This is a genomic window from Sphingobium sp. SA916 (assembly GCF_002894065.1).
GTDB lineage: Bacteria > Pseudomonadota > Alphaproteobacteria > Sphingomonadales > Sphingomonadaceae > Sphingobium > Sphingobium fuliginis.
Genome location: NZ_LXYF01000003.1, coordinates 19,047 through 41,428, shown reverse-complemented (window position 1 = coordinate 41,428; position 22,382 = coordinate 19,047). Strand labels below are relative to the sequence as shown.

Here is a 22,382-nt window from a genome sequence, read left to right as displayed (position 1 = left end):
CAAAGGCGAGGATGGCGGACGTGCCGGCGGGCTTTCACCGGCTCGACCGGATGGATGATGTGATGGGCGGCTTCGACCCGGTTTACATCCGCCGGGAAGCGGACGGCCATGTGACGCTGGGCTTTCATGTCGGACAGCAGCACTGCAACCCGCGCGGCCATTGTCATGGCGGCACCTGGGCCACGATGGCCGATGTGGTCATGGGCGTGAATGTCGGCTTCGTGACAGGACTGAGCGGGCCCACCATTTCGATGAGCATCGACTTCCTGGGCGCGGCGGCGGAAGGCCAATGGGTGGAAGGACGGGCGGAGGTTCTGCGCTGGACGCCCAACCTTGGCTTCGCGCAATGCCGCTTCAGCGCGGACGGCGAGGTAGCGCTGCGCGCCAATGCGGTCTTCCGCCGCAAATTCCCGCCCCATCGCGACTTTGAATCGCTGATCGCGCGGTCGTCGGAACAGAATGGATAAGGAGAGCATCATGGGCCGTCTGTCAGGCAAGGTCGCTGTGATCATGGGCGCAACGCGGGAAGGCAATATGGGACAAGCGATCGCCCATCGCTTCCTGGAGGAAGGCGCGCATGTCGTCGTGTCCGGTCGCGGCCAGAAAGGGCTGGACGCGTTCGCCGCCGCGACCGGAGCCACCGCCATTCCGTGCGACATCCGCAGCCGCGACCAGATCCAGTCGCTGGCGGACGCGGTGCTGGCGCGGCATGGCGCGATCGACATCGCCGTCAATGCGGCGGCCATCGGCTTCCTCGCGCCCTTCGAGGAGGAGACGGAGGAGCAGATCGATTCGATCCTCTCCGTCATCTTCAAGGGCGGGCTGTTCTTCATGCAGGTGATGGTCGGCGCGATGAAGCGGGAACGGCCGGACGGAAGGAGCGGCGCGATCGTCAACATCTCTTCCGCCGTGGCCGACATCATGTCCGACGATCATTGCAGCTATATGGGCGCCAAGGCCGCGCTCAACCAGATGACGCGCTTTGTCGCCTATGAATATGGCAGGCATGGCATCCGCGCGAACATCCTGGCGCCGGGCCTCACCATCACGCCGATGCTGGGCGGGTTCAACGTGCCCGGCATGGTGGAGGCCTATGCGAAGGAATATCCGCTGGGCCGGATCACCACGGTGGAAGACATCGCCAATGCGGCGCTGTTCATGGCTAGCGACGAATGTTTCATGACAGGCCAGACCTTCCATGTGACGGGCGGGCTGACGCTGCGCCGCAATCCCACCACGGAGGAGATCATGGCCTCCATCGCCGCCCATGACGGCGCGTCGCCGCAGATGTGAGCCTGCCATGATCCGCTTCTCGCAGCCGAACGGTTGACGGTAAATCCATCCGATCGGGCGGGCAGGGATCAGACTGGCGATGATCCGGGCCGCGTGGACCCGCGACATTGACTTGCGCCATGTGGGCGCGGGAAGCTGATGGCAAGGTCTCAGGAGAGGGCAGGAATCGTGAACCAGCCAGCCGCCGCGCTACAGCCGAAGATCGCCCGCAGGAAAAAGGCAGGGCCAGAGGATTTCATCCCGAAGGAAGATTATGTCAGCCGCGATTTCGCGCGGCTGGAACAACGGCGGCTCTGGCCCCGCACCTGGCAGATGGCCTGCCGCGAGGAGGAGATTCCCCGCGTCGGGGATTATGTGACCTATGACGTGCTGGACGAATCCATCATCGTCGTGCGTGTCGCGGCGGACCGGATCGCGGCCTATCATAATGCGTGCCAGCATCGCGGCCGCCGCCTGACGGAAGGGTGCGGTCATGCCGCCCGCCTGTACTGTCGTTTTCATGGCTGGTCCTGGAAGCTGGACGGCACCATCGCCCATGTGGTCGACCGCGATAATTGGGACGGCAGCCTGAAGGACGAGGACATCGCCCTGCCGCAAGTCCGGGTCGATCGCTGGGGCGGATTCGTCTTCATCTGCATGGACGGGGATGCCGAACCGCTGCTCGACTTCCTGTCGCCCATTCCGGATGTTTTCCGCAATTATCCGTTCGAGAAGATGCGCTATCGCTGGTACAAGCGCACGGGCATCGACTGCAACTGGAAGACCGCGCTGGAAGCCTTCAACGAAGGCTATCACGTCCAGACGACCCATACCCAATTGCTGCCGGTCCACGATGACGAGGCCCTGTCCTTTGCCGAGGGACGCCATGGCAGCTACCAGCTCGCGCCGGGGCGCATTTCGCTGGGCGAGCGCTCCCCCCGGCTTGCCAGCACGCAGGTCGACTATCGCCGCAACGTCCGCGACTTCGTCCTGATGCTGGAGGAGGATCTGAAAGCCTCGATCCCGCCGCACATGGCGGAACTGGCGGACCGGCTTGTCGATGAACTGCCCGAAGACGCATCCCTGCTCGACGTGCTGATGAAATATGGCCAGATCGCCTTCGAGGCGGCGCAGGAGCGCGGCATCCCCTTCCCGTCGCTGACGCCCGAGGAGATCGGGCGGGCCGGGGCGGACTGGCACCTGTTCCCGAACATGGTCTTCCTGCCCGCGCCCGATGCGATGCTGGCCTATCGCGCGCGTCCCGACCGCAATGATCCGGAACGGTGCATCTTCGAAGTCTATTCGCTGGTCCTCTATCCCGAAGGACAGGAGCCGCCGCTGGAACGGCAGGAATTCAAGGATTGGCGCGATCATGACGCCTGGGGCCTGATCCTGACGCAGGATTTCGAGAATATGACCGAAGTGCAGCGGGGCATGCGCTCCACGGGCTTCACCGGATCGCGCACTAATCCCGTGCAGGAACGGAGCGTGTCGAATTTCCACCGGGCGCTGCGCGAGTTCATCGGCGCCTGACCCTAAAAGATTCAAAAGGAGAGAATATGGCTGGCAGATTGAGCGGCAAGGTCGCGATCGTCACCGGCGGCGGCCAGGGCGTGGGTCTGGGCATCGCGCAGGTTTTCCTGCGGGAAGGCGCGAAGGTGCTGATCACCGGCCGCACGCCCGACAAGCTGGAAGCGGCGGTCGCCGGCTTGAAGGCGGAGGGCGGCGAAGCGGCGTGGATCGCGGGGACCGCCGGCGTGCGCGCCGATGCGGAGGCCGCCGTCGCCAGGGCGGTCCAACTGTTCGGCGGGCTCGACATATTGGTCAACAACGCCCAGACGTCCAAACCCGGCACCATGTTCGAGGATACGGACGACGCGCTGTTCGCGCTGACGATCGAATCCGGTCTCTATGGAACGTTCCAGCATATGCAGGCGGCTGTCCCGCATATGAAGGAAAAGGGCGGATCGATCATCAATTTCGGTTCCTATGAGGGCATTCATGGCGGCGTCGGATTCGCCGCCTATGCCGCGACCAAGGAGGCCATTCGCGGCCTGTCCCGCACCGCCGCGCGGGAACTGGGCAAATATAAGGTCCGCGTCAATGTGATCTGCCCGGCCGCGCTCAGCCCCATTGCCGAACAATGGGTGAAGGACTTCCCGGAAGAAGCGGAGAAGGTCATGAAGCTGATCGCGCTCGGCTATCTGGGCGATTGCGCAGAGGACATCGGCCCTGCCGTGCTGTTCCTGGCGAGCGAGGACAGCCGTTATGTGACGGGCCAGACGATCAATGTCGACGGCGGGCAGATGATGTTGTGAGCGGGATGCTCGACCTTTCGGGCCGCACCGCCATCGTCACCGGCGCCGCCAAGGGGCTGGGCCGCGCCTATGCGCATTGGCTCGCCGCCCATGGTTGCGCCGTGGTCGTGAGCAACCGTCCGGCGCCGGACGGCTCATCCTCGGCGCGGGCCGTCGTGGAGGAGATCGTGGCGGCAGGCGGTCGGGCGGTCGCGCATGACGGGCCTGTGCAGATGCCGGAGGCCGCTGCCGAAATGGTGCGGATCGCCGGGCGGCATTTCGGCGCGCCCGACATTTTCGTCAGCAATGCGGGTGTTCAGGCGTTCCGCGATTTCGGCACGGTGACGCCGGAGGAAATGGATGCGTTGCTCGACATCAACCTGCGCGGCGTGCTGGTGGGGCTGAAGGCCGTGTGGCCCGCCATGGTGAAAGCGGGCTATGGGCGGATCGTGCTGACCGGCTCCAGCGCCGGACTGTGGGGACAGGTCGGATCGGCCGATTATGCGGCCTCCAAGGCGGCGATGGTGGGCATCGCGCGTTCCCTGGCGATCGATGTCCCGGCTGGCGCGGACCTGTGCGTCAATGTCGTCGCTCCCGCCGCCTATACGCCTATGTCCTCGGGCAGCATTCCGGCGGAATGGGCCGACTATGCCTCGCCCGATCATGTCGCGCCGGTCGTTGGCTGGCTATGCAGCGACAGATGTTCGACCTCGGGCGGCATCTATCATGCGGGCGCAGGCCATGTCCGCCGCGTCCAGATATTGGAAGGGCCGGTTCGCCAATTGTCGGAAGGCGACATCGACAGCGTGATGCGGGGCCTGACCGCGCAGCCCGAATGGACCAGCTCTTTTGCGTCCGGCGCGGAGATCATGCCGGAACTGGTGAAGGCGATGACAGCATGACCATCGATTTTTCCGGCCAGACGGCCATCGTGACGGGAGCAGGCGGTGGCATGGGGCGCGCCTATGCGCTGGAACTGGCGCGGCGCGGCGCCGCCGTGGTCGTCAACGACTATGGCGGCGGCGTTCTGGGCGAACAGAATGGCAGTTCCGCTCCAGCCGAAGCGGTGGTCGCGGAAATCACGGCGGCGGGTGGGCAGGCGATCGCCAATGGTCTGGCGGTCGGCACGGCGGCGAATGCGCGCGCCATCGTCCAGGCGGCACTGACCTCCTTTGGACGGATCGATGTTCTGGTCAACAATGCCGGCACGGGCATTGCCGGACCCTTCGCCGCCCATGATGACGAGGCGATCGAGCGCCATTATGCAACGAACCTGATCGGGGGCCATCATCTGATGCGCGCCGCCTGGCCGCATATGGCGGCGCAGCGCCATGGCCGCATCCTCAACGTCAGTTCCAACGGCGCGCTTGGCGTCGGCGGCAATGCCCCTTATGCCGCGGCCAAGGCGGGCATGCTGGGCCTGACGCTGGACGCCGCGATCGAGGGCAAGCCGCTGGGCATATCGGTGAATGCCGTGATGCCGACATCCTATTCCCGGCTGATCGAGCAGATACCCGATCCCTCCACGGTCGCCTGGTTCCGCGACAACCTGCCGCCCGAGAAGGTGGCGGCGGCAATGGCCTGGTTCCTGAGCCGCGATTGCACCGAGACCGGCCGCATCCTGCTGACGGGCGGCGGTCGCCTGTCGAGCCTGATCTTCGCGGAAACAGGGGAGATTTTCGACGCCGAGATCAGCGCCGAGCGGGTCGCCCAAAGGATCGGGGAGATCGGGGACGAAAGCCTGCTCACGCCCGTGCACAATCAGGCGGAAGCAGGCGCGCGCTATTTCCGCCATCTGCCCTGGACGGCCGCCGAGACGCCCGATTTCGGCCCGGACGTGGAAAGAGGCTGAGCAAGGATCAAGCGCGCCGCCGCCCGTGCAGGGTGATGTAGATGGCGGTGCCGATGATCAGCGCCGATCCCACATAGGTGCCGGGCTGCGGCCATTCGCTGAACAGCATATATCCCAGCGCCGTGGTGAAGAGGATGCGGACATAGTCGAGCGGCCCCATCAGGCTCGCTTCTCCCAAGGTCATGCCGCGAATGTAGCAGGCCTGGGACACGACGCCGAGCACGCCCATGGCGGCCAGCAGCAGCGCATCCCCGGCCGTGGGCATGCGCCAGCTGCTCCAGGCCAGCGGTGCGGTGAAGATGAGACCCAGCAATGTCGACCAGGTGAGAAGCGACAGGTCGCTATGATCGCGCGTCATCTGCTTCACGCTGATCACCGACCAGGAGACGAGCAGCGCGGCCAGCAGCCCCTGGGCCGCTGGCCAGCCGATCAGCGAATGGGCGGAGCCGGGCGCGATGATGATCAGCACCCCGGCAAAGCCCGCCAGCGTGGCGAAGAGCCTTTGCCGATCCAGCTTTTCGCCCAGCAGCAGGGCGGCAAGCGGCACGAGGAACAGGGTGCGGGTGAAGGACAGGGCGTTCGCTTCCGCCAGTCCCAACAAGTGAAAGCTGTTGAAGGCAAGGATGATCGACAGGCTGGTGGCCGCACAGCGCAGGATCATCAGCATCGGCCGGCGCAGCATGAAAGCGCTGCGGGGCCGCCGCAGGATGAAGGGCGCCAATGCGATCAGGGCGACGCCCTGCCGCACGAAATTCTGCGTTGCCGACGAATAGTCGTCGCCCAGCAGCTTCACCAGCGCCATGGCGATGCTGTAGGCAAAGCCGGAGGCCAGCATCCACAGCGCCCCGCGCGCATTGTCGTGATACCCTTGTCCGCCACCGTTCATCCCGCCCCGTTAGACGCACTCGGGACGGGAGGATAGATTATTCGGCAAGTATCGGTCCGGTGATTGGCGATGTGCTGATGTACCGGGATTGGATGTCGAAGCGGCTTGGCCATGCCCGCCCTCAATCATCGGCGCCGGACTCGAAGGTCCGGCGCCGGTGACGCTTCGATCAGAATTTGTAGGACAATTCCATCCCATAGGTGCGCGGTTCGCCATAGACGGAGGAGATGTAGCCGGCCTCATTGTAGATGCCGATCACGCCCACACGATAATAGCTTTTGGTCAGGTTGTTGACGAAGGCCGCCGCGCCCAGTCCCGTACCGAAGATATTGTCCCAACCCGCGCGCAGGTTGACCAGTTCATATCCCGGTTCGGTCGCCAGCACGTCATTCTTGTCGAGATGCTGTTTGGTGCGATAGCTGACATTGGCGTTGAGGTTGATCGCGCCCGCATCGCCCGACAGGGGGATCTCATAGCTGACATTCGCGCCCATCTGATGATGGGGCGACCCGACCAGCGCGAATTCGCCCGGCTGGCGGCCTTGGCTGATCTCCACGCCGACATAGGAATAGAAGGCGCTGATGTTGAGCGGACCCGCGATGAGGCCCAGTTCCAGCTCGCCGCCATAATTTTTCTGCCGGGCGGTGTTGTCGATGATCGTGTTGACATTGCCCGCGCTGTCGATGGACGATGTCTGCTTCTGGACGTTCTTATAGTCCTGATAGAAGATGGCGAGACTGCTGGTCAGCGTGGCGCCGCCCAGCGGATGGCGCGTCTTGAGCCCCACCTCATATTCCTGCACGGTTTCCGGATCGAAGGGCTGCAATTCTTCGGTCGACGCCGCCCGCAGCGAGAAACCGCCCGAACGGAAGCCGCGCCGGGTTGAGATATAGGTCGTCAGATTCGCGTTGGGTTCATATTGCAGCGTGACGTCCCAGGTGAAGGCGTCCCATTTCTTGCTGTTGGTCTGCGGGCAGTCGGCCAGCGTCGCGGGAACGAAGGAGGTCGTGCCGGTGTCCACGCGGAACAGGCATGTGCCCAGATTGGGGTAATAGGCGAAAATCCGCGCATTGCGCTTGTCGGTCGTGTAGCGGATGCCCGCCGAAACCTTGAACTGGTCGGTGAAGGCATAGGTGCCCGCCGCGAACAGCGCGAAAGTCTTCGCCTTGCCGCTGCCCGCATAGGCATTGAGGAAAGTCGCGGCCGGAGTGTTGAGCGGCAATCCCGAGCCGGCTATCGCCAGTTCCGGGAACTGGCTGGACGTGGAACCGTCCTTCCCCTTCTCGACGAAATAATAGGCGCCCAATACATAATCGAGCCGGTTCTCGATCGCCTTGCCCTGGATCTGGAATTCCTCGCTGAACTGTTCGATGCTGCGATAGCGATTGGAATTGATGAGATAGGCGGGCACGCCGTCCAGGTCCATGACCTGGTCGAAGTCCAGCTTGCGATAGCCGACGACATTCTTGAAGGTGATGGTATCAAGGCTGTAGGTGGTGCGGTTCGTGACGCCCCGGTTCTTCAGCCGTTCAAAAGGCTGGGTCTGATAGGCGTCGAGCGTGCCGCCCGTTCCCGATCCCGATGCGAAGCGATAATGCGGCCGCGCCTGTTGTGCCGCGAACTGGCCGACGACGTCCGATACCGGAATGCCGAAGCCGCGCAACGTCGCATATCCGGCGATGGCGGGCGCCGCGGGATTGGCGGCGGTGCCGACCAGCGCCGTGCCATGTTCGTTCGTCTTGATATAATCGACGATCGTATTGGATTCGAATTCAGGCGTCGGCGCGAAGCGGATCGAGGTTCTGAAAGTCTGGTAATCCTGATCGTCATAGTCGCGACCGGTCAGAACATCCCTGGTGAAGCCGTCTCGCTTCCTGATCTTGCCCGCGAAACGCACGCCCAGACCTTCCGTAAGGGGCAGGTTCACCATGCCGTAAATGTCGCGCATGTCGTAATTGCCGATCTGGCCGCGCAATTCGGCATGAAAATTGTCCACCGGCTTGTTGGGTTCGATCAGCACCGCGCCGCCGGTCATGTTGCGGCCGAACAACGTGCCCTGCACGCCCTTCAGCACCTGGGTCGATTGCAGGTCGTAGAGCGCGTAGGCGAAGCCGACGCTGCGGGCCTGGACCACTTCAGCGAAATAGGTGCCGACCGGCGGATCGGTGAGCAGTTGCGATTCCTGGGTGCGCTGACCGCGAATGGCGAAGCCCAGCTCGTTCCGGCTGGTGCCCTGGTTGGTGAGGCTGAGCGAGGGCACGCGGCTTTGCAGCCCCAGCGCGTCGCTGACGCCGCTTCGCGCAAGAGAGTCGCCGCTGACGGCGGTGATCGAAATCGGCACGTCCTGCAACGCTTCCTCGCGCCGGCGGGCGGTCACGATGATGTCGGACGCCTGGGCCATGCCCGAGTCCTGCGGTGCGGCGTCCTGCGCGGCGGCTGCGGTGGCGAAGAGCGATGTGGCGGCAAGCAATGCGGACCGGAACATGGTCATCCTTCCTCTCCTGATCGTCCGGCACTGGCGCCGGTCTGGCCGCTGTTGCGGCTCTGGGGAACGATCATGTCGAAAGGATATTTTTACTCAATCGTCCCGAGCGTCGGGACGAGATTGATCGCAGTCATGATATTTGCCCGCGACCCCGTCAGCTTTCCGCGATGAAGCCATGGCCTGCGAGCGGTCCGATCCCCACGACGCCGCCATCGACCGCCAGTTCGACGCCGTTGACGAAGCGGGCCTCGTCGCTGGCGAGGAACAGCACCGCCTGCGCCACGTCCCAGGCGTCGCCCTCAATGCCGAGGGGGCTGACCTTCCGCCGCATCTCGCGCATATCCTCTGACATGTAACGCGCTGCATGGGGCGTCATGACATGGCCGGGCGCCACGGTGTTCACCCGGATGCCGTCGCGGCCATGCAGCACGCCGATCTCGCGGGAAAGCTGCGCCATCGCCGCCTTGGACGGGCCATAGGCGATCGCCCCCATCGCCCTTATGCCCGCCAGCGAGGAGATGTTGACGATCGATCCCCCGCCGCCGCGCACCATAGGGGGAATGGCCGCCTGGCTCATCAGCATCACGCTGGTCAGATTGGTGGTCAGCGTCCGGTTCCACTGGTCCAGCGTCATGGTTTCGAGCGTGGCCGGTCCCGAAATGCCGACATTGTTGACCAATATGTCGAGCCTGCCGAATGCCGCAACGGCCGCATCGACCAGCTTTCCGCAGACGTCCGGGTCACCGACATCGCCTCCAGCCGCAACGGCGCACCCACCATCGGCTTTGATCCGTTCCACCGTTGTCTGCGCCCGCGCCGGGTCCAGATCGGCGCAAACAAGTCGTGCGCCTTCCGCTGCCATGAGCAGGGCGATGGAACGACCGATACCGACATCATCCCCTTCCGCTCCAGCGCCGGTGACGATCGCCACCTTTCCGGCAAGGCGGTCATAATGGCGGATCGGTTCGGGCATGCGGGCTCTCTCCTCGTCGGTCGCGCAGATGGACCCAAGCGCGTGATCCGTCCAGCGTGCAAGCCCTGCTGTTCGCGCAGGGCGAGGCAGATTGACAGGGAGTATTTGCGCATATACCGGCTATTTTCTCTCAGTCATGGCCTTTGATTTCGCCCTTGTCGCGCTGCCTGGCGCCTATTTCAGCAGCATCGGCGCGCTCGTGGACAGCTTCCTGATCGCCCGCGACCGGGTGGAGCATGTTTTCGCCGGCGAAGACCAGATGCGCATGGAAACGAAGCTGCATATCCTCTCCGCCGACGGCGGGCCGGTCGTGCTGGGCGACGGCCGATCCTTTCCGGTCGACGGCCCCGCGAACCGGGATGAACCGATGGCTTTCATCTGGCTGCCCGCCTTCCGCGCCGGGGGGCGCGAGCCATTGGAACGCCGCCTGGCGGAGGCAGGTCCGCTGCTCGACTGGCTCCGCCGCCAATCGGCGATGGGCGCGGTGATCGGCGCCAGCGGAGCGGCTTCCACCCTGTTGATGGCGGGCGGTTTCACCGCCGATCTTGCGGTTCCGGTGGCGCGGGCGATGCAGCCGCTGACCCGCATGCTTTTCCCCCGCCAGCCGTTCGAGGAGCGGTTTGGGTTGGTGGATCACGGCCATCTGCTGATCGGCAACGGCATGGGCAACGACCTGCAACTGATCATCCGGGTGCTGGAGCGGATGATCTCCCCCGACGTCGCCCGATGGCTCTCCTCGATCGTGGGGCAGGACTATGAGGAGAAGGAACTGCTGGCACCCGACCCTTTGGTCGCCCGCGCGCAATTGTGGATCGAGCAGCGTTTCACCGGGCCGATCAACATGGCCGAACTGGCGAGGCATCTGTCGACCAGCCCCGCGACGCTCAACCGCCGCTTTCACAAGGCGCTGGGCCTGTCGCCCAAGGCCTATGTCGGGCAGCTTCGCTTTCAGGCGGCGGTGCGCATGCTCGAAAAATCCACGCGATCGGTAGACCGCATCGCGCAACTGGTCGGCTATTCGGACAGCCGCCTGTTCCGGGCGATGTTCCGCCAGCATGCCGGCATGACCGCTAGCGAATGGCGGGCGAAACCGCGGCGAAAATGAAGCCTGACTGACAGGCCCCGCCCTGTTCGGGAGGGGCCTGACCCCGATCAGCCATTGCCGCCTACGGCATGGTGGGCGGCGATCCATCCGAAAATGAAGGACGCGCCGATGCTGGCGCCCGCCGCCGGGTAGCAGCGGCCCATCACCGAAGCCGTGGAATTGCCGGTGGCGTAGAGACCCTCGATCACCGATCCGTCAGCGCGCAGGACACGGGCATTCTCGTCGGTCACGATACCGCCCGACGTGCCGACGTCGCCCGGCACGATCTCCATGACGTAGAAGGGCGGCTTGTCGATCTTGCCCAGATTGGGGTTCGGCTTGACCGTCGGATCGCCAAAGCAATTGTCATAGCCGCGCCCGCCCCGGTTGAAGTCCAGATCCTTGCCGGTCTCGCAATAACCGTTGAACTTCTCGATCTCCGCCTTCAGCCCGGCGGGATCGATGCCGGTGATGCGCGCCAGTTCCTCGATCGAATCCGCCTTCTTCATCATGCCGCTGTCCAGCCAGGACTGCGGCGTCTTGCCCGGCGGATAATAGCCCCAGGCGTAGCGCTTGCGGTGGCGGCTATCCAGGATGACATAGGCAGGCACGTCATTGCGGTACAGCCGCTGGCCATTCTCCATATAGGAGCCGCTTTCGTTCAGGATGCGGCGGCCATGGCGGTTGACGATGATGCAATGCGGCTTGGAAATATCCGTATTATGCATGTTCGCCGGTCCGCCTTCGGGCACGACCGTGCCGGGAACCCACCAGGCCTGGTCCATCAGGTCCAGTGCGGCGCCATGTCTTTCGGCAATCTGGATCAGCTCTCCGGTGTCGCCGGGATTGGCGTTGGTCCATTCCACCGAACTGGGTTGAGGACCATATTGCTTGCGCATCTCCGCATTGCGGGAAAAACCGCCCGCATTGATCAGCACGCCATCGCGGGCGCCGATGCGCAATGTCCTGCCGCCATGCTCCGCGATGACGCCGACGATCCTGCCGTCTTCCTCGATCAGCTCGGTGACGCCATGCTCCGTGCGCATGTCGACGCCGGCCTTGTCCGCCAGCATCAACAGACGCCCCTGCAATGCGCCGCCGAAGCTGAGTATCGGTTTTCCGCGCCTGGCGACGACACGCATGCGCCATAGCAGCTTCAGCCCCTCCCACATGCCGCGGGGGGTCCGCGTGGCGAGGCCGATAATGCCCGCCTTGTCCGTCGGCAGCGGCATCACCATCGGCCCGAGCCGCAGCTTGTCGAACAGCGGCCCCATCTCCCGCGCATCCAGCATCGGCGCGCCGATGGAGCGGCTGCGCGTCACGCCGCCGGGCCGGTCGTCATAATAGTCCGACCAGCCTTCGGTGTGCAGCCACTTCATGCCCTGATCTTCCAGCCATTTCAGCATGACCGGCCCGTTGCGCAGATAGGCCTCCTTGCGCTCCGGCGTGGCGCCCGGCCCGCCATCGTTGCCGACGGTCGCATCCATATAGGTGCGGGCCATCTCATGGCTGTCCTTGATGCCCTTGGCCCTGATGATGTGATTGTTGGGCACCCACAGCACGCCCCCGGACATGGCGGTGGAACCACCCAGCCTGTCGGTCTTCTCCAGGATCAGCGGCGTTTTGCCGATGGACTTCAGGTACAGCCCCGCCGCCATCGACCCGCCGCCCGAACCGATGATGACGAAGTCGGCCACCTCGTCGAACTTCGTCTCGTCCATTCAGTCCGCCTTCCCCATATAGTCATGATAGACGCGGTGGAAATTGCTGATCTCCACCTCCTGCACGGGATTGGTCCGGGCGGTCCTGAAGGCCTGCGACTTCATGCCCTTCTGCACTTCCTCCATATTCTGGAAGTCCTGCTCCAGGATGAGGCCCCAATTGAGGGCGCGCCATTGGCCGTCGCTGCCGTCGCCGCCGTCTTCCACCTCGACCTTGGGCTCGGCGCCCGGCGCGTAACGCTCCAGCACATTGACCTCGAAGATGCACTTGTCCGGGTCGTCGCCATAGGGGCGGGCGCGATAGAAGAGCACATTGGTCGCCTGTTGCAGGAAGACGAGGTTGGGGAAGATGTTCCAGTCGGTCCCCGCCTTCATCAACTGCTCCCCGCTGATCGCCGGGAAGGGACGGCCGCTCCTGGCCGATTCCTCCGCATGGAACTGGGCGAAGGCGCCGTAGAGCGCGAAGGGATCGATGCCCTCGGGCAATTCCATCAGGCGCTTGCCCGCCGCCAGCATTTCCTGCGTGGTGGTCGCCTGGAGCGTGTCCCAGATTTCCTTGTTGAACTCGTAGAAACCCTTGCGGATGTCGCCGCTCTGGTCGCTGACGCGCGGGCTGGGCAGGCCGAACAGCGCGGTCGGAGCATAGCCGAACATCGCATGTTTCCCATAGGCCTTGGAATAGGTGTAATCGTCCTGGTAGGCGAGCAGCTGGCGGTGCGTCGTCTGCACATGATAGCCCTCCATGAAGGCCTCCTGCGCGGTCTTCCAGTTGCAGGGCATGACGATGCGCTTGCGCCAGGCATAGCGCATATGCTCGATCTCGAACGGGTCGAGGATCGTCTTGGCCTCGCCCAGGAAATCCTCCAGGCTTTCGCTGTCCGGGTCCATGTTGATGAAGACCCAGCCGCCCCATTGCCCGACTTTCACCCCTTGCAGGGCGACGTCCTCGTCCGGCAGGGCATCGCCCCAGTCGTGGCGGTCGACAATCTCTGTCGGTTTGCCGTCCAGGCTCCACTGCCAGCCATGATATTTGCAGTGGAACTTGCCCATCCGGCCGCAGCCTTCCGTCAGGCGGCGGCCCCGGTGGGGGCAGACGTTGAAATAGGCGGCGATGGTCCCGTCCTTCTGGCGGACGACCGCGATCGATTCATCCGCGATGTCGTAGGTGTAGAAATCGCCGGGATTGGGAATCTCTTCGGCGCGGCAGGCGACCTGCCATATCTTGGGCCAGAGCCGTTCCTTTTCCAGCCGCACATAGTCGCGCGAAATATAGGCGTCGACCGGGATGCGATCGGCCGTCACCGCGACTTTCTGCCTGGAAACGCTGATCATTTCGTTCATTGTCCGATCCTCTCCTTGGCGGGACGCTTCAGCCTTTCAGCCTTTTGCGGGGCCCTGGGGGAAACGCATGTCGAATACGCCTTCCGCAATACGGTTGAGCAGCACTTCTATCGCGCCGCCTGCAATCATCCACCCCCGCGTGCGGCGCAGGCAATATTCGACCAGGCTGTCCTGGCTGTAGCCCGCGCCGCCCATGATCTGGATCGCCTCATTGGCGCATTCGAAACCGGCGCGGTTGCACGCGACCTTGGCAATGGCGGTCTCTTCCGGCGAAGGCAGGCCCGCGTCGGCATTGGTCGCCGCACGATACAGCAGCAACTGGGCCGCATCGAGTTTCAGCTTCATTTCCGCGAACTTCCACTGCAACCCCTGAAATTCGCACAGCGCCTTGCCGAACTGCCTGCGCGTCTTGGCATGCTCGACCGCCGCGTTGAAGGCGTAGCGGCCGAGCGCAAGGCTGCGCGCCGTGTTGCCGATGCGTTCGACGTTGAAGCCCGACATCTGCTTCTTGAAGCCGCCCGGCCCCAGCAGCACCTTGTCCTTGGGCACATAGACATTGTCGAAGAACAGCGGGTTCCATTCCTCGCCCGACAGGAAACGGATCGGCTTGCCGAAGCTGAAGCCTTCCTGGCCGCGCTCGATCAGCACCGATCCGATATTGCCGGTGCCCGGCCCATAGCGGACATAGACCAGGAACACGGTGGCATGGGTGCCGTGGGTCGTGAAGATCTTCTGCCCGGTGATGCGGTAGCCATCGCCATCCTCCACTGCCGTGGTGGTCAGCTCCGTCACGGCGGAACCGGCATTCGGCTCCGTCATGGCGACCGAAATCAGCCCCTCGCCGCGTAGCAGGGGGGCCAGATATTGTTCCTTCTGCGCGTCGGTGGCGAACTGGGCGAAAGTGCGGATCGCCCCGAAATTGCCCGCCTGCACGACATCCGCAGACCGGGGGCACACCGACGCGATCGTCTCGATCGCGATGACCGCGTCCATCAGGCTTCCGCCCAGACCGCCCTTGTCCTCCGGCACGGTGATGCCGATCAGGCCCTGTTCGGCCATCATCCTGGCCACATCCCACGGATAATCGTCGCTGTGCGCGCGCTCCAGCGCTCCGGCGGCCAGATGGCGCTGCGCGAAGGCGGCTACCGCGTCGCGGAACATGGTCTGCTCTTCATTCAGGTCGAACTGCATTCGATCGCTTCCCATAGGGCGGCTCATATGCCGCGGATAAACTGCTATCCTCGACCTAATCGGGGATGATCGCGATGCGAAGATTACCGCTACGATCCTTCACATTCACGATGCATCGCCGCCGCCCGCCGCCCCAGCTTGACAGTTATGACCGGCAAATAGCTTGTGGGGACAGGTTTCAGACGCATTTTCAAGACAGGGCCCCTCGATCCAGCCATGACCCAGATCAACGACAAGATCTCCACCCGCATCGAAGGCGATATAGGTTTCATCGTCAGCGACAATCCGCCTGTGAACGCGCTGGGCATCGGCGTCCGGCAGGGACTGATCGGCGCGCTGGAAGAACTGAACGCCGACCCGGGCGTGAAGGCTATCGTGCTTTATTGCGCGGGACGGACCTTCTTCGCGGGCGCCGACATCACCGAATTCGGCAAGCCGCGCCAGTCGCCCACCCTGCAGGACGTCATCGCCGCGCTGGAAAGCTCGGCCAGGCCGGTGGTCGCCGCGATCCACGGCACCGCGCTGGGCGGCGGGCTGGAGACGGCGCTGGGCTGCGCCTTCCGCGTTGCGATCCCTTCCGCCAGGATGGGCCTGCCCGAAATCAACCTGGGCCTGTTCGCCGGCGGCGGCGGCACGCAGCGGCTGCCGCGCCTGATCGGTCCGGAAAAAGCGCTGGAGCATGTGCTGTCCGGCAAGCCGGTCGGCGCCAGGCAGGCATTGGAGCTGGGCATTGTCGATGCCGTGGAGGAAGGCGATCCCGCCGTCATCGGCGCCGCCTTCGCCCGCCGGGTGATCGACGAAAACATCCCCGCCGTGCCGGTGCGCGACCGCGATGAGAAGCTGGCGGCGACCCGCGCCGATCCGTCGGCCTTCGACACGCTGGCGAAGAAGCTGACGGCGCGCAGCAAGGGCCAGGCCGCGCCGCAGGCCAATATCGATTCGATCCGCCGCTCCTTCACCATGAGCCTGGACGAGGCGCTGGCGATCGACGCCGCCGCCAACCGGGAACTGATGGCGGGCAGCCAGTCGCGCGCTCTGCGTCACCTTTTCTTTGCCGAACGGGAAGCCGCCCGCATCCCCGGCCTGCCAGAGACCGCAAAGGCGCGGCCCGTGCAGAAAGCCGCGATCATCGGCGCGGGCACCATGGGCGGCGGCATCGCCATGTGCTTTGCCGGGGCCGGGGTGCCCGTCACCGTGATCGACACGACTCAGGAAGCGCTGCATCGTGGTCTGGAGCGGGTGAAGGGCAATTACGCCACCTCGGTCAAGCGCGGGTCCATCGGTCAGGCGCAGATGGATGAACGGCTTGCGCTGATCGCGGGCGCCACCGACCGCGCGGCGGCAGCCGACGCCGACATCGTGATCGAGGCGGTGTTCGAGGATATGGACGTCAAGAAGGAGATTTTCACCGATCTGGAAAAGCGGGTGAAGCCCGGCACCATCCTTGCCTCCAACACCTCGGCGCTCGACGTGGATGAGATCGCGTCGGTGCTGGAGCGTCCGCAGGATTTCGTCGGCATGCATTTCTTCTCGCCCGCCAATGTCATGAAGCTGCTGGAGGTCGTGGTGGCCCGGCACAGCAGCCCCGAGGCGATCCTGACCGCGATGGCGGTGGGCAAGACGATCGGCAAGGTGCCGGTCTGGTCGGGCAATTGCGACGGCTTCATCGGCAACCGCATGGTCGCCAAGCGCTCCGCACAGGCCGAACGGCTGTTGCAGCAGGGGGCCTTCCCGCAACAGGTCGACGCCGCCCTCACCAATCTGGGCTTCCCGATGGGGCCGCTGACCACGAACGACATGTCCGGCCTGGACATCGGTTATTCGATCCGCAAGCGCCGCGGCACCCCCTTCCCTATTGCCGACGCCATCGTCGAGAGCGGGCGGCTGGGGCAGAAGACCGGCGCAGGCTATTATCGCTACGAACCGGGCGACCGCACGCCCCATCCCAGTCCGGAGACGGAGGCGCTCATCATCGCGACATCGGAAAAGCTGGGCATCGCCCGCCGCGACATAGCGGAGGAGGAAATGGTGCAGCGGCTGCTGTTCCCGCTCATCAACGAAGGGGCGCGCATTCTGGAAGAAGGGATCGCGTTGCGGGCGTCCGACGTCGATCTCGTGTGGATCAACGGATATGGCTGGCCCCGGCATCTGGGCGGGCCCATGTTCTATGCGGACGAAACCGGCCTGGCGACGATCGTCGCCAAGTTGCGCGAGATGGCCGCCGAGACGCCTGGCGATCCGTCGCTGCAACCCGCCGCGCTTCTGGTAGAGCTGGCGGAAAAGGATCAGAGTTTCGCAGACTGGCAGAAAAGCCGCGCCGAGGCCTGAACGAGACAGAGAATATTACAGGGATTTTTCGGAGACGATTATGAGCGACAACGAGTTTCAGCGCGACATCGACTATAGCGAGTTCGACTTCTTCAAGGTCGAAATCGCCGAGGACGGCGTCACCACCGTCACGATGAACGATCCCGACAAGCTGAATGCGGTGGGGCCGCATAATCATTGGCAGTTGGAGGACATCTGGCTGAAGCTGGCGCGCGACGAGCGCGTCAAGGTCATCGTGCTGACCGGTGCGGGCAAGGCCTTTTCCGCTGGCGGGGACATCAAGCTGATGGCCGAACGCGCCCAGACCGAATATGGCCTGAAATATGCCCTGCGCGTGCCGATCAACACGCTGCGCATCTGGGATCAGATATTGATGACGCCCCAGCCGATCATCGCGGCGGTCAATGGCGACGCCATCGGCCTTGGCACGTCGCTGTTCGCCTTTTGCGACATGAGCATCGTCGCGGAGGACGCCAAGCTGGGCGACACCCATGTGCGCGTCGGCCTGGTGACCGGCGACGGCGGATCGGTGATGTGGCCGCTGCTGGTCGGTCCGCAGAAGGCCAAGGAATATCTGATGCGCGGCAAGCTGCTGAACGGCAGGAAGGCCGAGGAGATCGGCCTGGTCAACTATGCCTTCCCCAAGGAGCAGGTGCTGGAGGAAGCTCTGAAGATCGCGCGCGAGATCGCCGGACAGCCGATGTGGGCGGTCCGCTGGTCCAAGGCGGCGGTCAACAAGTGCATCCGCGATCAGGTGAACCTGACGGGCGAATTGTCCATCGCCTATGAAGCGATGACGATGCTGACGCAGGATTACAAGGAAGCGACCACCGCCTTCGCCAACAAGGAAAAGCCGGTCTTCAAGGGATATTGATCGCCATGGCCGCCTATCGCGACGCGGACAGCATAAGCACCGTCGCCGCGATCGGCGGCGGCGTGATCGGCAATGGCTGGGTCGCTGCCTTTCTGGGCAGCGGCCGGGCCGTGCGCCTTTACGATCCGATGCCCGGCGCGGGCGAACGCACCCGCGCCCATGTTGCGGGCGCATGGGACCAGATGGTCGAACTTGGGTTGGCCCAGGCCGACGACGACTGGTCTGCGCGCCTTTCGGTCCACGACACGGTGGCCGACGCGCTTGCGGGCGCGGATTTCGTGCAGGAAAGCACCCCCGAACGCACCGAGATCAAGCAGGCGCTGTTCGCTGATCTTGACCGGCTGGCGCCCGCGGATGTGCTGATCGCGAGCAGCACGTCGAGCCTGCCCGTCACCGAGTTGCAGGCCGGCCTTGCGACCGCCGATCGCTTCGTGTTGGGCCATCCGTTCAATCCCGTGCACCTGATCCCGCTGGTCGAAGTGGGCGGCGGCGAACGGACCGCAGAAGAAGCGGTCGACATCGCCTTCGCGCTCTATGCCGCCATGGGCAAGCAGCCGATCCGGCTGAAGCGCGAGATATTCGGCCATATCGGCAACCGGCTGACCGCCTCCATGTTCCGGGAGGCGGTGCGGCTGGTGGCGGAGGGTTATGCCAGCGTCGGTGACATCGACAAGGCGATGAAACACAGCTTCGCGCTCAAATGGGCGATCCAAGGGCAGTTCACCACCTTCCACACATCGGGCGGCGCGGGCGGTCTGGCCGAATTCCTTCCCAAATTCGGGCCGGGCATCGTCAGGCGCTGGGAAAGCATGGCCGATCCGCCGCTGGCCGACCCGGCCTTGCAGGCGATGCTGGTCGAGCAGATGGAGGAAGCCGCTGCCGGGCGAAGCGTGGCGGAAATCGCCGCCCGGCAGGACGAGAAGCTGATGCAGATGCTGAAGCTGCTGGCGCCGGACAATGAGCAATAATAGCCGAAAGTAGACGAAAATCATCCCACCCTACCGATCCCGGCCATGATAATATGGTCCCGTCCCGGCGCCTCCAAAGGTTGGCCGGTCCGAGTGGAGAGGAAGGAAGAGATGACCGTCGATGTGATCAATCGCCCGGAAGCCGAAGACCTGCATGTGCAGGATGTCGTCGCGGCGGGCGAACTGGAAAGCTGCAACCATCTGCTGGACGACCCGGAAGCGCTCAACCGCTTCTACGAGGAGAAGGGCTATATCCTGCTGCGCGGCGTGTTCGATAGGGATACGGTGTCGCGCGCGCGGGATGAAATGCTCGCGGTCGCTGCTCAGATGGGGCTGGTCGAGCCGGGCGATCCCACTGGCAAGTGGACGGGCAAGCCTTCGGTCGGCGGCATGGAGGAAAGCGATCTCTATGCCGGGATCGCTGCCCGTCTGATCGAGGACCCGGCCAATCAGGCAGTGATGGAAAAGGTGCTGGGTGAACCGGCCTGCTCCGTCCCGATCGTGCAATATCGGACCTATCCGCCGCACAGCAAGCTGGGCACCGTGCATCAGGACGGCTTCTACAGCCCCGGCATTCAGGATTATCGCCCGGTCTGGGTGTCGCTGACCCCCTGCACCCGCGACATGGGCGGGCTGGCGCTGGCGGTGGGCCAGAACAAGCGCGGCTATTTCCACAATGTCGGCAAGCCCAATCCCTTCCCGATCCCGCGCGACGCGATCCCGGCGGAAAGCTGGGCGACGACCGACTATATGCCGGGAGACGTGCTGGTCGTGCATCCGTGCACGCCGCATTGCGGCCTTCCCAATAATAGCGACCGGCTGCGCGTCTCCTTCGACTCGCGGGTGCAGTCCGCCGCCAACCCCAGCGCCATCGCGGCCACCGTCAAGTCCTTCACGCCCACGACCGTCACCGTGGATGCGGATCGCGTCGGGGAGATCACGCTGAATATCGACAAGGACAGCTATTTGCGGCCCATCGATCCGGGCGTGCGCGAGAGCTTCGATGGTTTCGTCACCTATATGAAGCCCGGCATGCGGCTGGTCGTGGTGCGGGATGGCGACCGCGCCGTCATGCTGCGCAAGGCGGCGGAGGGATAAGGGCAAGGCGATGAACGATGCCGTGAAGCTGTTGACGCGCATGTTCGGCTTCACGGAAGAAGGCCGGCACCATCCCGACATCTTTCCTGTCGGAGGCGAAAGCCGGCCGTCGCCGGCGGACTATTTCCATCCCGATGTCGTGCACAGCTTGTTCGGGCCCAGCGGCACGAAGGAGACGCTGGTCGGGCGCGACGCCTTTCTCGCCTTCGCGGCGTCCTGCGCGGAGGCTCTGGCGGAAAGGCGGGACGAGATCATCGCCATCACCTGCGTCGACCGGCAATGCGCCTTCGTCCACGCCCGCGCCTACCGCAAAAGCGCGGCGAATGGCGAGGACATCCATTATGAATGGGCCATGCTCTACCGCGTGGAGCAAGGCCTGATCACCTATGGCGCCGACATGCTGGATGCCGCCGCGCAGGCCTTTTGGGGGCGAGTCCGTTCCGCTGCAGCCGGATGAGGATTTGCGCACCGCTTCCGTTCGTCCTGAGCAGCCATTGAGCTTGTCGAAGGGGCGTATCGAAGGACAGGTTTCGTGCAGAGGCCTAACCCCGGTTCAACGTTCCAGGCGGCGTGGACAAATTCAGGACTCGCTGAATTGAGTAATTTGGGTGGATTGCGGACATTCCCCCTCCCGCAGGCGGGAGGGGGCTAGGGGGTGGGCTGGCGCGGCATCTGCGCTGTTTTGCAACGGCTAAGTCAGAAGCTCGCTGCGCTCGCACCCACCCCTAACCCCTCCCGCCTGCGGGAGGGGAATGTCTTGGATTGGCCAATTTCCCGCCATTCCGAAACTCTCCACGCGGCCTAACCGCCTGGAACATGCGCCCTATGCTGACGGAAACGCGCCGATCCCCGTCAGCGACATCAGCAACGACCCTCAGGCAGAGGCGGGATAGACGCCGCGCTTTTCCACGAGACGGGCGAGATGCCAGTCCCGGTCGCCCAACAGCGCGTCGATGGCGGTCAGGCGCTTGAAGGCGTGGCCGACCTTATATTCGGCGGTGATGCCGATGGCGCCATGCATCTGCACCGCTTCCTGCCCGATGATGCGGCCTGACTTGCCGATCTGCGCCTTGGCTGCGGAGATGTTGCGGCTTCGTTGATCGGCATCGCTGTCGAGCGACAGCGCCGCAAGGATCGCCATGCTGCGCGACAGTTCAAGCTGCATCAGCATTTCGACAGCGCGATGCTGGAGCGCCTGGAAACTGCCGATAGCGACGCCGAATTGCTGGCGGGTCTTGAGATAGTCGACGGTGACATCGAAGGTCTCCGCCATGGCGCCGACCGATTCCGCCACCAGTGCAGCGGTCGCTTCCTCGAACACGCGGGCCAATATGCCCTCCCCCTGCCCCGCCGCGCCGATGAGCGCGTCTTTCGGGACATTGACGCCCGACAGGGCGAGCGTGGCGACCGGCACGCCATCATAGCCGCGCTTCCCCTCGACCGTCACGCCAGCCGCCGCCGCATCCACGAGGAAGAGCGAAAGGACCTCTCCCGTCATCGCGCTCACGATGAACGTATCGGCGCTCTGCCCATGCAGGACCGCGATCTTGCGGCCATCGAGCGTCCATCCATCGCCCGACGCAGACGCGGTCGTGCGCGCCGCCAGCGTATGGCGCGGCAGGCCCTTCTCGCCATGCGCCAGCGTCAGGATGCGCTCGCCAGCCGCAATGCCCGGAACGATGTCCCCGCGCTGCTGCGCTGACGCGCCATGGCGCAGCACGCCGCCCGCCAGCACCACGGTTGCGAAATAGGGTTCGACCATCAGGCCGCGCCCCAGCGCCTCCATGACGATCATCATCTCCACGCCGCCGCCGCCGAAGCCGCCATCTTCTTCCGCGAACGGTAGCGCGAGCAGGCCCATCTCCGCAAGACCTGCATAGGCATCCCGGCTCCAGCCATCGGGCGTCCTGAGCGCATGTTCGCGCTTCTGGAAGTCGTAGGTTTCCGCCACGAACCGCGTGACGGTTTCCTGCAGCATCTTCTGTTCGTCGTTCAGGTCGAAATCCATGGCG

Annotated in this window: 19 protein-coding genes; 12 read left to right on the top strand and 7 right to left on the bottom strand. The window is 64.3% G+C overall.

The genetic code is table 11. The annotated features are described in order from the left end of the window. Positions 1–11 precede the first annotated feature (11 nt). From A8G00_RS02935 to A8G00_RS02910, 6 genes are all read left to right on the top strand, one after another. Complete coding sequence (locus A8G00_RS02935; RefSeq protein WP_167706838.1) at positions 12–467, top strand: PaaI family thioesterase; 456 nt, start codon at positions 12–14, stop codon at positions 465–467. Positions 468–477: 10 nt separating this feature from the next. Then, the gene (locus A8G00_RS02930; protein WP_102999937.1) at positions 478–1,293 is read left to right on the top strand and encodes an SDR family NAD(P)-dependent oxidoreductase; all 816 of its coding nucleotides are present in this window, start codon (positions 478–480) and stop codon (positions 1,291–1,293) included. A 168-nt stretch (positions 1,294–1,461) separates the two neighbouring features. After that, positions 1,462–2,805, top strand: a complete 1,344-nt coding sequence (locus tag A8G00_RS02925) for an aromatic ring-hydroxylating dioxygenase subunit alpha (RefSeq protein ID WP_102999936.1) — start codon at positions 1,462–1,464, stop codon at positions 2,803–2,805. Between the two features lie 26 nt (positions 2,806–2,831). Further along, positions 2,832–3,590, top strand: coding sequence for an SDR family NAD(P)-dependent oxidoreductase (locus tag A8G00_RS02920; protein ID WP_025550250.1), 759 nt, complete (start codon positions 2,832–2,834; stop codon positions 3,588–3,590). Positions 3,591–3,595: 5 nt separating this feature from the next. After that, on the top strand, positions 3,596–4,471 hold the full coding sequence (locus A8G00_RS02915; protein ID WP_244309882.1) for an SDR family NAD(P)-dependent oxidoreductase: 876 nt from the start codon (positions 3,596–3,598) through the stop codon (positions 4,469–4,471). Further along, positions 4,468–5,421 carry an SDR family NAD(P)-dependent oxidoreductase gene (locus tag A8G00_RS02910; protein ID WP_102999934.1) on the top strand — a complete coding sequence of 318 codons (954 nt, stop codon included), beginning with the start codon at positions 4,468–4,470 and terminating at the stop codon, positions 5,419–5,421. The genes A8G00_RS02915 and A8G00_RS02910 overlap by 4 nt, the downstream gene beginning before the upstream one ends. Before the next feature lie 7 nt (positions 5,422–5,428). Here the strand turns inward: A8G00_RS02910 and A8G00_RS02905 are convergent, their stop codons facing one another. The 3 genes from A8G00_RS02905 to A8G00_RS02895 form a co-directional block, all read right to left on the bottom strand. After that, positions 5,429–6,307, bottom strand: a complete 879-nt coding sequence (locus A8G00_RS02905) for a DMT family transporter (RefSeq protein WP_102999933.1) — start codon at positions 6,305–6,307, stop codon at positions 5,429–5,431. 169 nt (positions 6,308–6,476) lie between these two features. Further along, positions 6,477–8,798, bottom strand: coding sequence for a TonB-dependent receptor (locus A8G00_RS02900; protein WP_102999932.1), 2,322 nt, complete (start codon positions 8,796–8,798; stop codon positions 6,477–6,479). 148 nt (positions 8,799–8,946) lie between these two features. Then, complete coding sequence (locus A8G00_RS02895) at positions 8,947–9,765, bottom strand: SDR family NAD(P)-dependent oxidoreductase (protein WP_102999931.1); 819 nt, start codon at positions 9,763–9,765, stop codon at positions 8,947–8,949. Between the two features lie 136 nt (positions 9,766–9,901). Here A8G00_RS02895 and A8G00_RS02890 point away from each other — a divergent pair, with 136 nt between their 5' ends. Then, on the top strand, positions 9,902–10,870 hold the full coding sequence (locus A8G00_RS02890; protein WP_102999930.1) for a GlxA family transcriptional regulator: 969 nt from the start codon (positions 9,902–9,904) through the stop codon (positions 10,868–10,870). Positions 10,871–10,917: 47 nt separating this feature from the next. Here the strand turns inward: A8G00_RS02890 and A8G00_RS02885 are convergent, their stop codons facing one another. From A8G00_RS02885 to A8G00_RS02875, 3 genes are read right to left on the bottom strand one after another with little or no spacing between them, the layout of a single operon-like run. After that, positions 10,918–12,570: an FAD-binding protein gene (locus tag A8G00_RS02885; protein WP_102999929.1), complete on the bottom strand. Its 1,653-nt coding sequence runs from the start codon at positions 12,568–12,570 to the stop codon at positions 10,918–10,920. Further along, positions 12,571–13,911, bottom strand: coding sequence for an SRPBCC family protein (locus A8G00_RS02880; protein ID WP_102999928.1), 1,341 nt, complete (start codon positions 13,909–13,911; stop codon positions 12,571–12,573). Between the two features lie 36 nt (positions 13,912–13,947). Further along, positions 13,948–15,102 (bottom strand): acyl-CoA dehydrogenase family protein, encoded by a 1,155-nt coding sequence (locus tag A8G00_RS02875; protein WP_025551471.1) that lies wholly within the window; start codon positions 15,100–15,102, stop codon positions 13,948–13,950. Positions 15,103–15,318: 216 nt separating this feature from the next. On the opposite strand from A8G00_RS02875, the gene A8G00_RS02870 reads away from it, so the two are divergent. The 5 genes from A8G00_RS02870 (at position 15,319) to A8G00_RS02850 (ending at position 20,827) form a co-directional block, all read left to right on the top strand. Continuing rightward, positions 15,319–17,430, top strand: coding sequence for a 3-hydroxyacyl-CoA dehydrogenase NAD-binding domain-containing protein (locus A8G00_RS02870; protein WP_102999927.1), 2,112 nt, complete (start codon positions 15,319–15,321; stop codon positions 17,428–17,430). A 40-nt stretch (positions 17,431–17,470) separates the two neighbouring features. After that, positions 17,471–18,304, top strand: coding sequence for an enoyl-CoA hydratase/isomerase family protein (locus tag A8G00_RS02865; protein WP_025551473.1), 834 nt, complete (start codon positions 17,471–17,473; stop codon positions 18,302–18,304). Between the two features lie 5 nt (positions 18,305–18,309). Further along, entirely contained in the window at positions 18,310–19,272 is a 963-nt protein-coding gene (locus A8G00_RS02860) for a 3-hydroxyacyl-CoA dehydrogenase NAD-binding domain-containing protein (protein WP_102999987.1), read from the top strand. 111 nt (positions 19,273–19,383) lie between these two features. Further along, the gene (locus tag A8G00_RS02855; RefSeq protein WP_102999926.1) at positions 19,384–20,370 is read left to right on the top strand and encodes a phytanoyl-CoA dioxygenase family protein; all 987 of its coding nucleotides are present in this window, start codon (positions 19,384–19,386) and stop codon (positions 20,368–20,370) included. 10 nt (positions 20,371–20,380) lie between these two features. Continuing rightward, positions 20,381–20,827: a nuclear transport factor 2 family protein gene (locus A8G00_RS02850; RefSeq protein ID WP_167706840.1), complete on the top strand. Its 447-nt coding sequence runs from the start codon at positions 20,381–20,383 to the stop codon at positions 20,825–20,827. A gap of 417 nt (positions 20,828–21,244) precedes the next feature. Here the strand turns inward: A8G00_RS02850 and A8G00_RS02845 are convergent, their stop codons facing one another. After that, positions 21,245–22,378 (bottom strand): acyl-CoA dehydrogenase family protein, encoded by a 1,134-nt coding sequence (locus A8G00_RS02845; RefSeq protein ID WP_102999924.1) that lies wholly within the window; start codon positions 22,376–22,378, stop codon positions 21,245–21,247. Positions 22,379–22,382 lie beyond the last annotated feature (4 nt).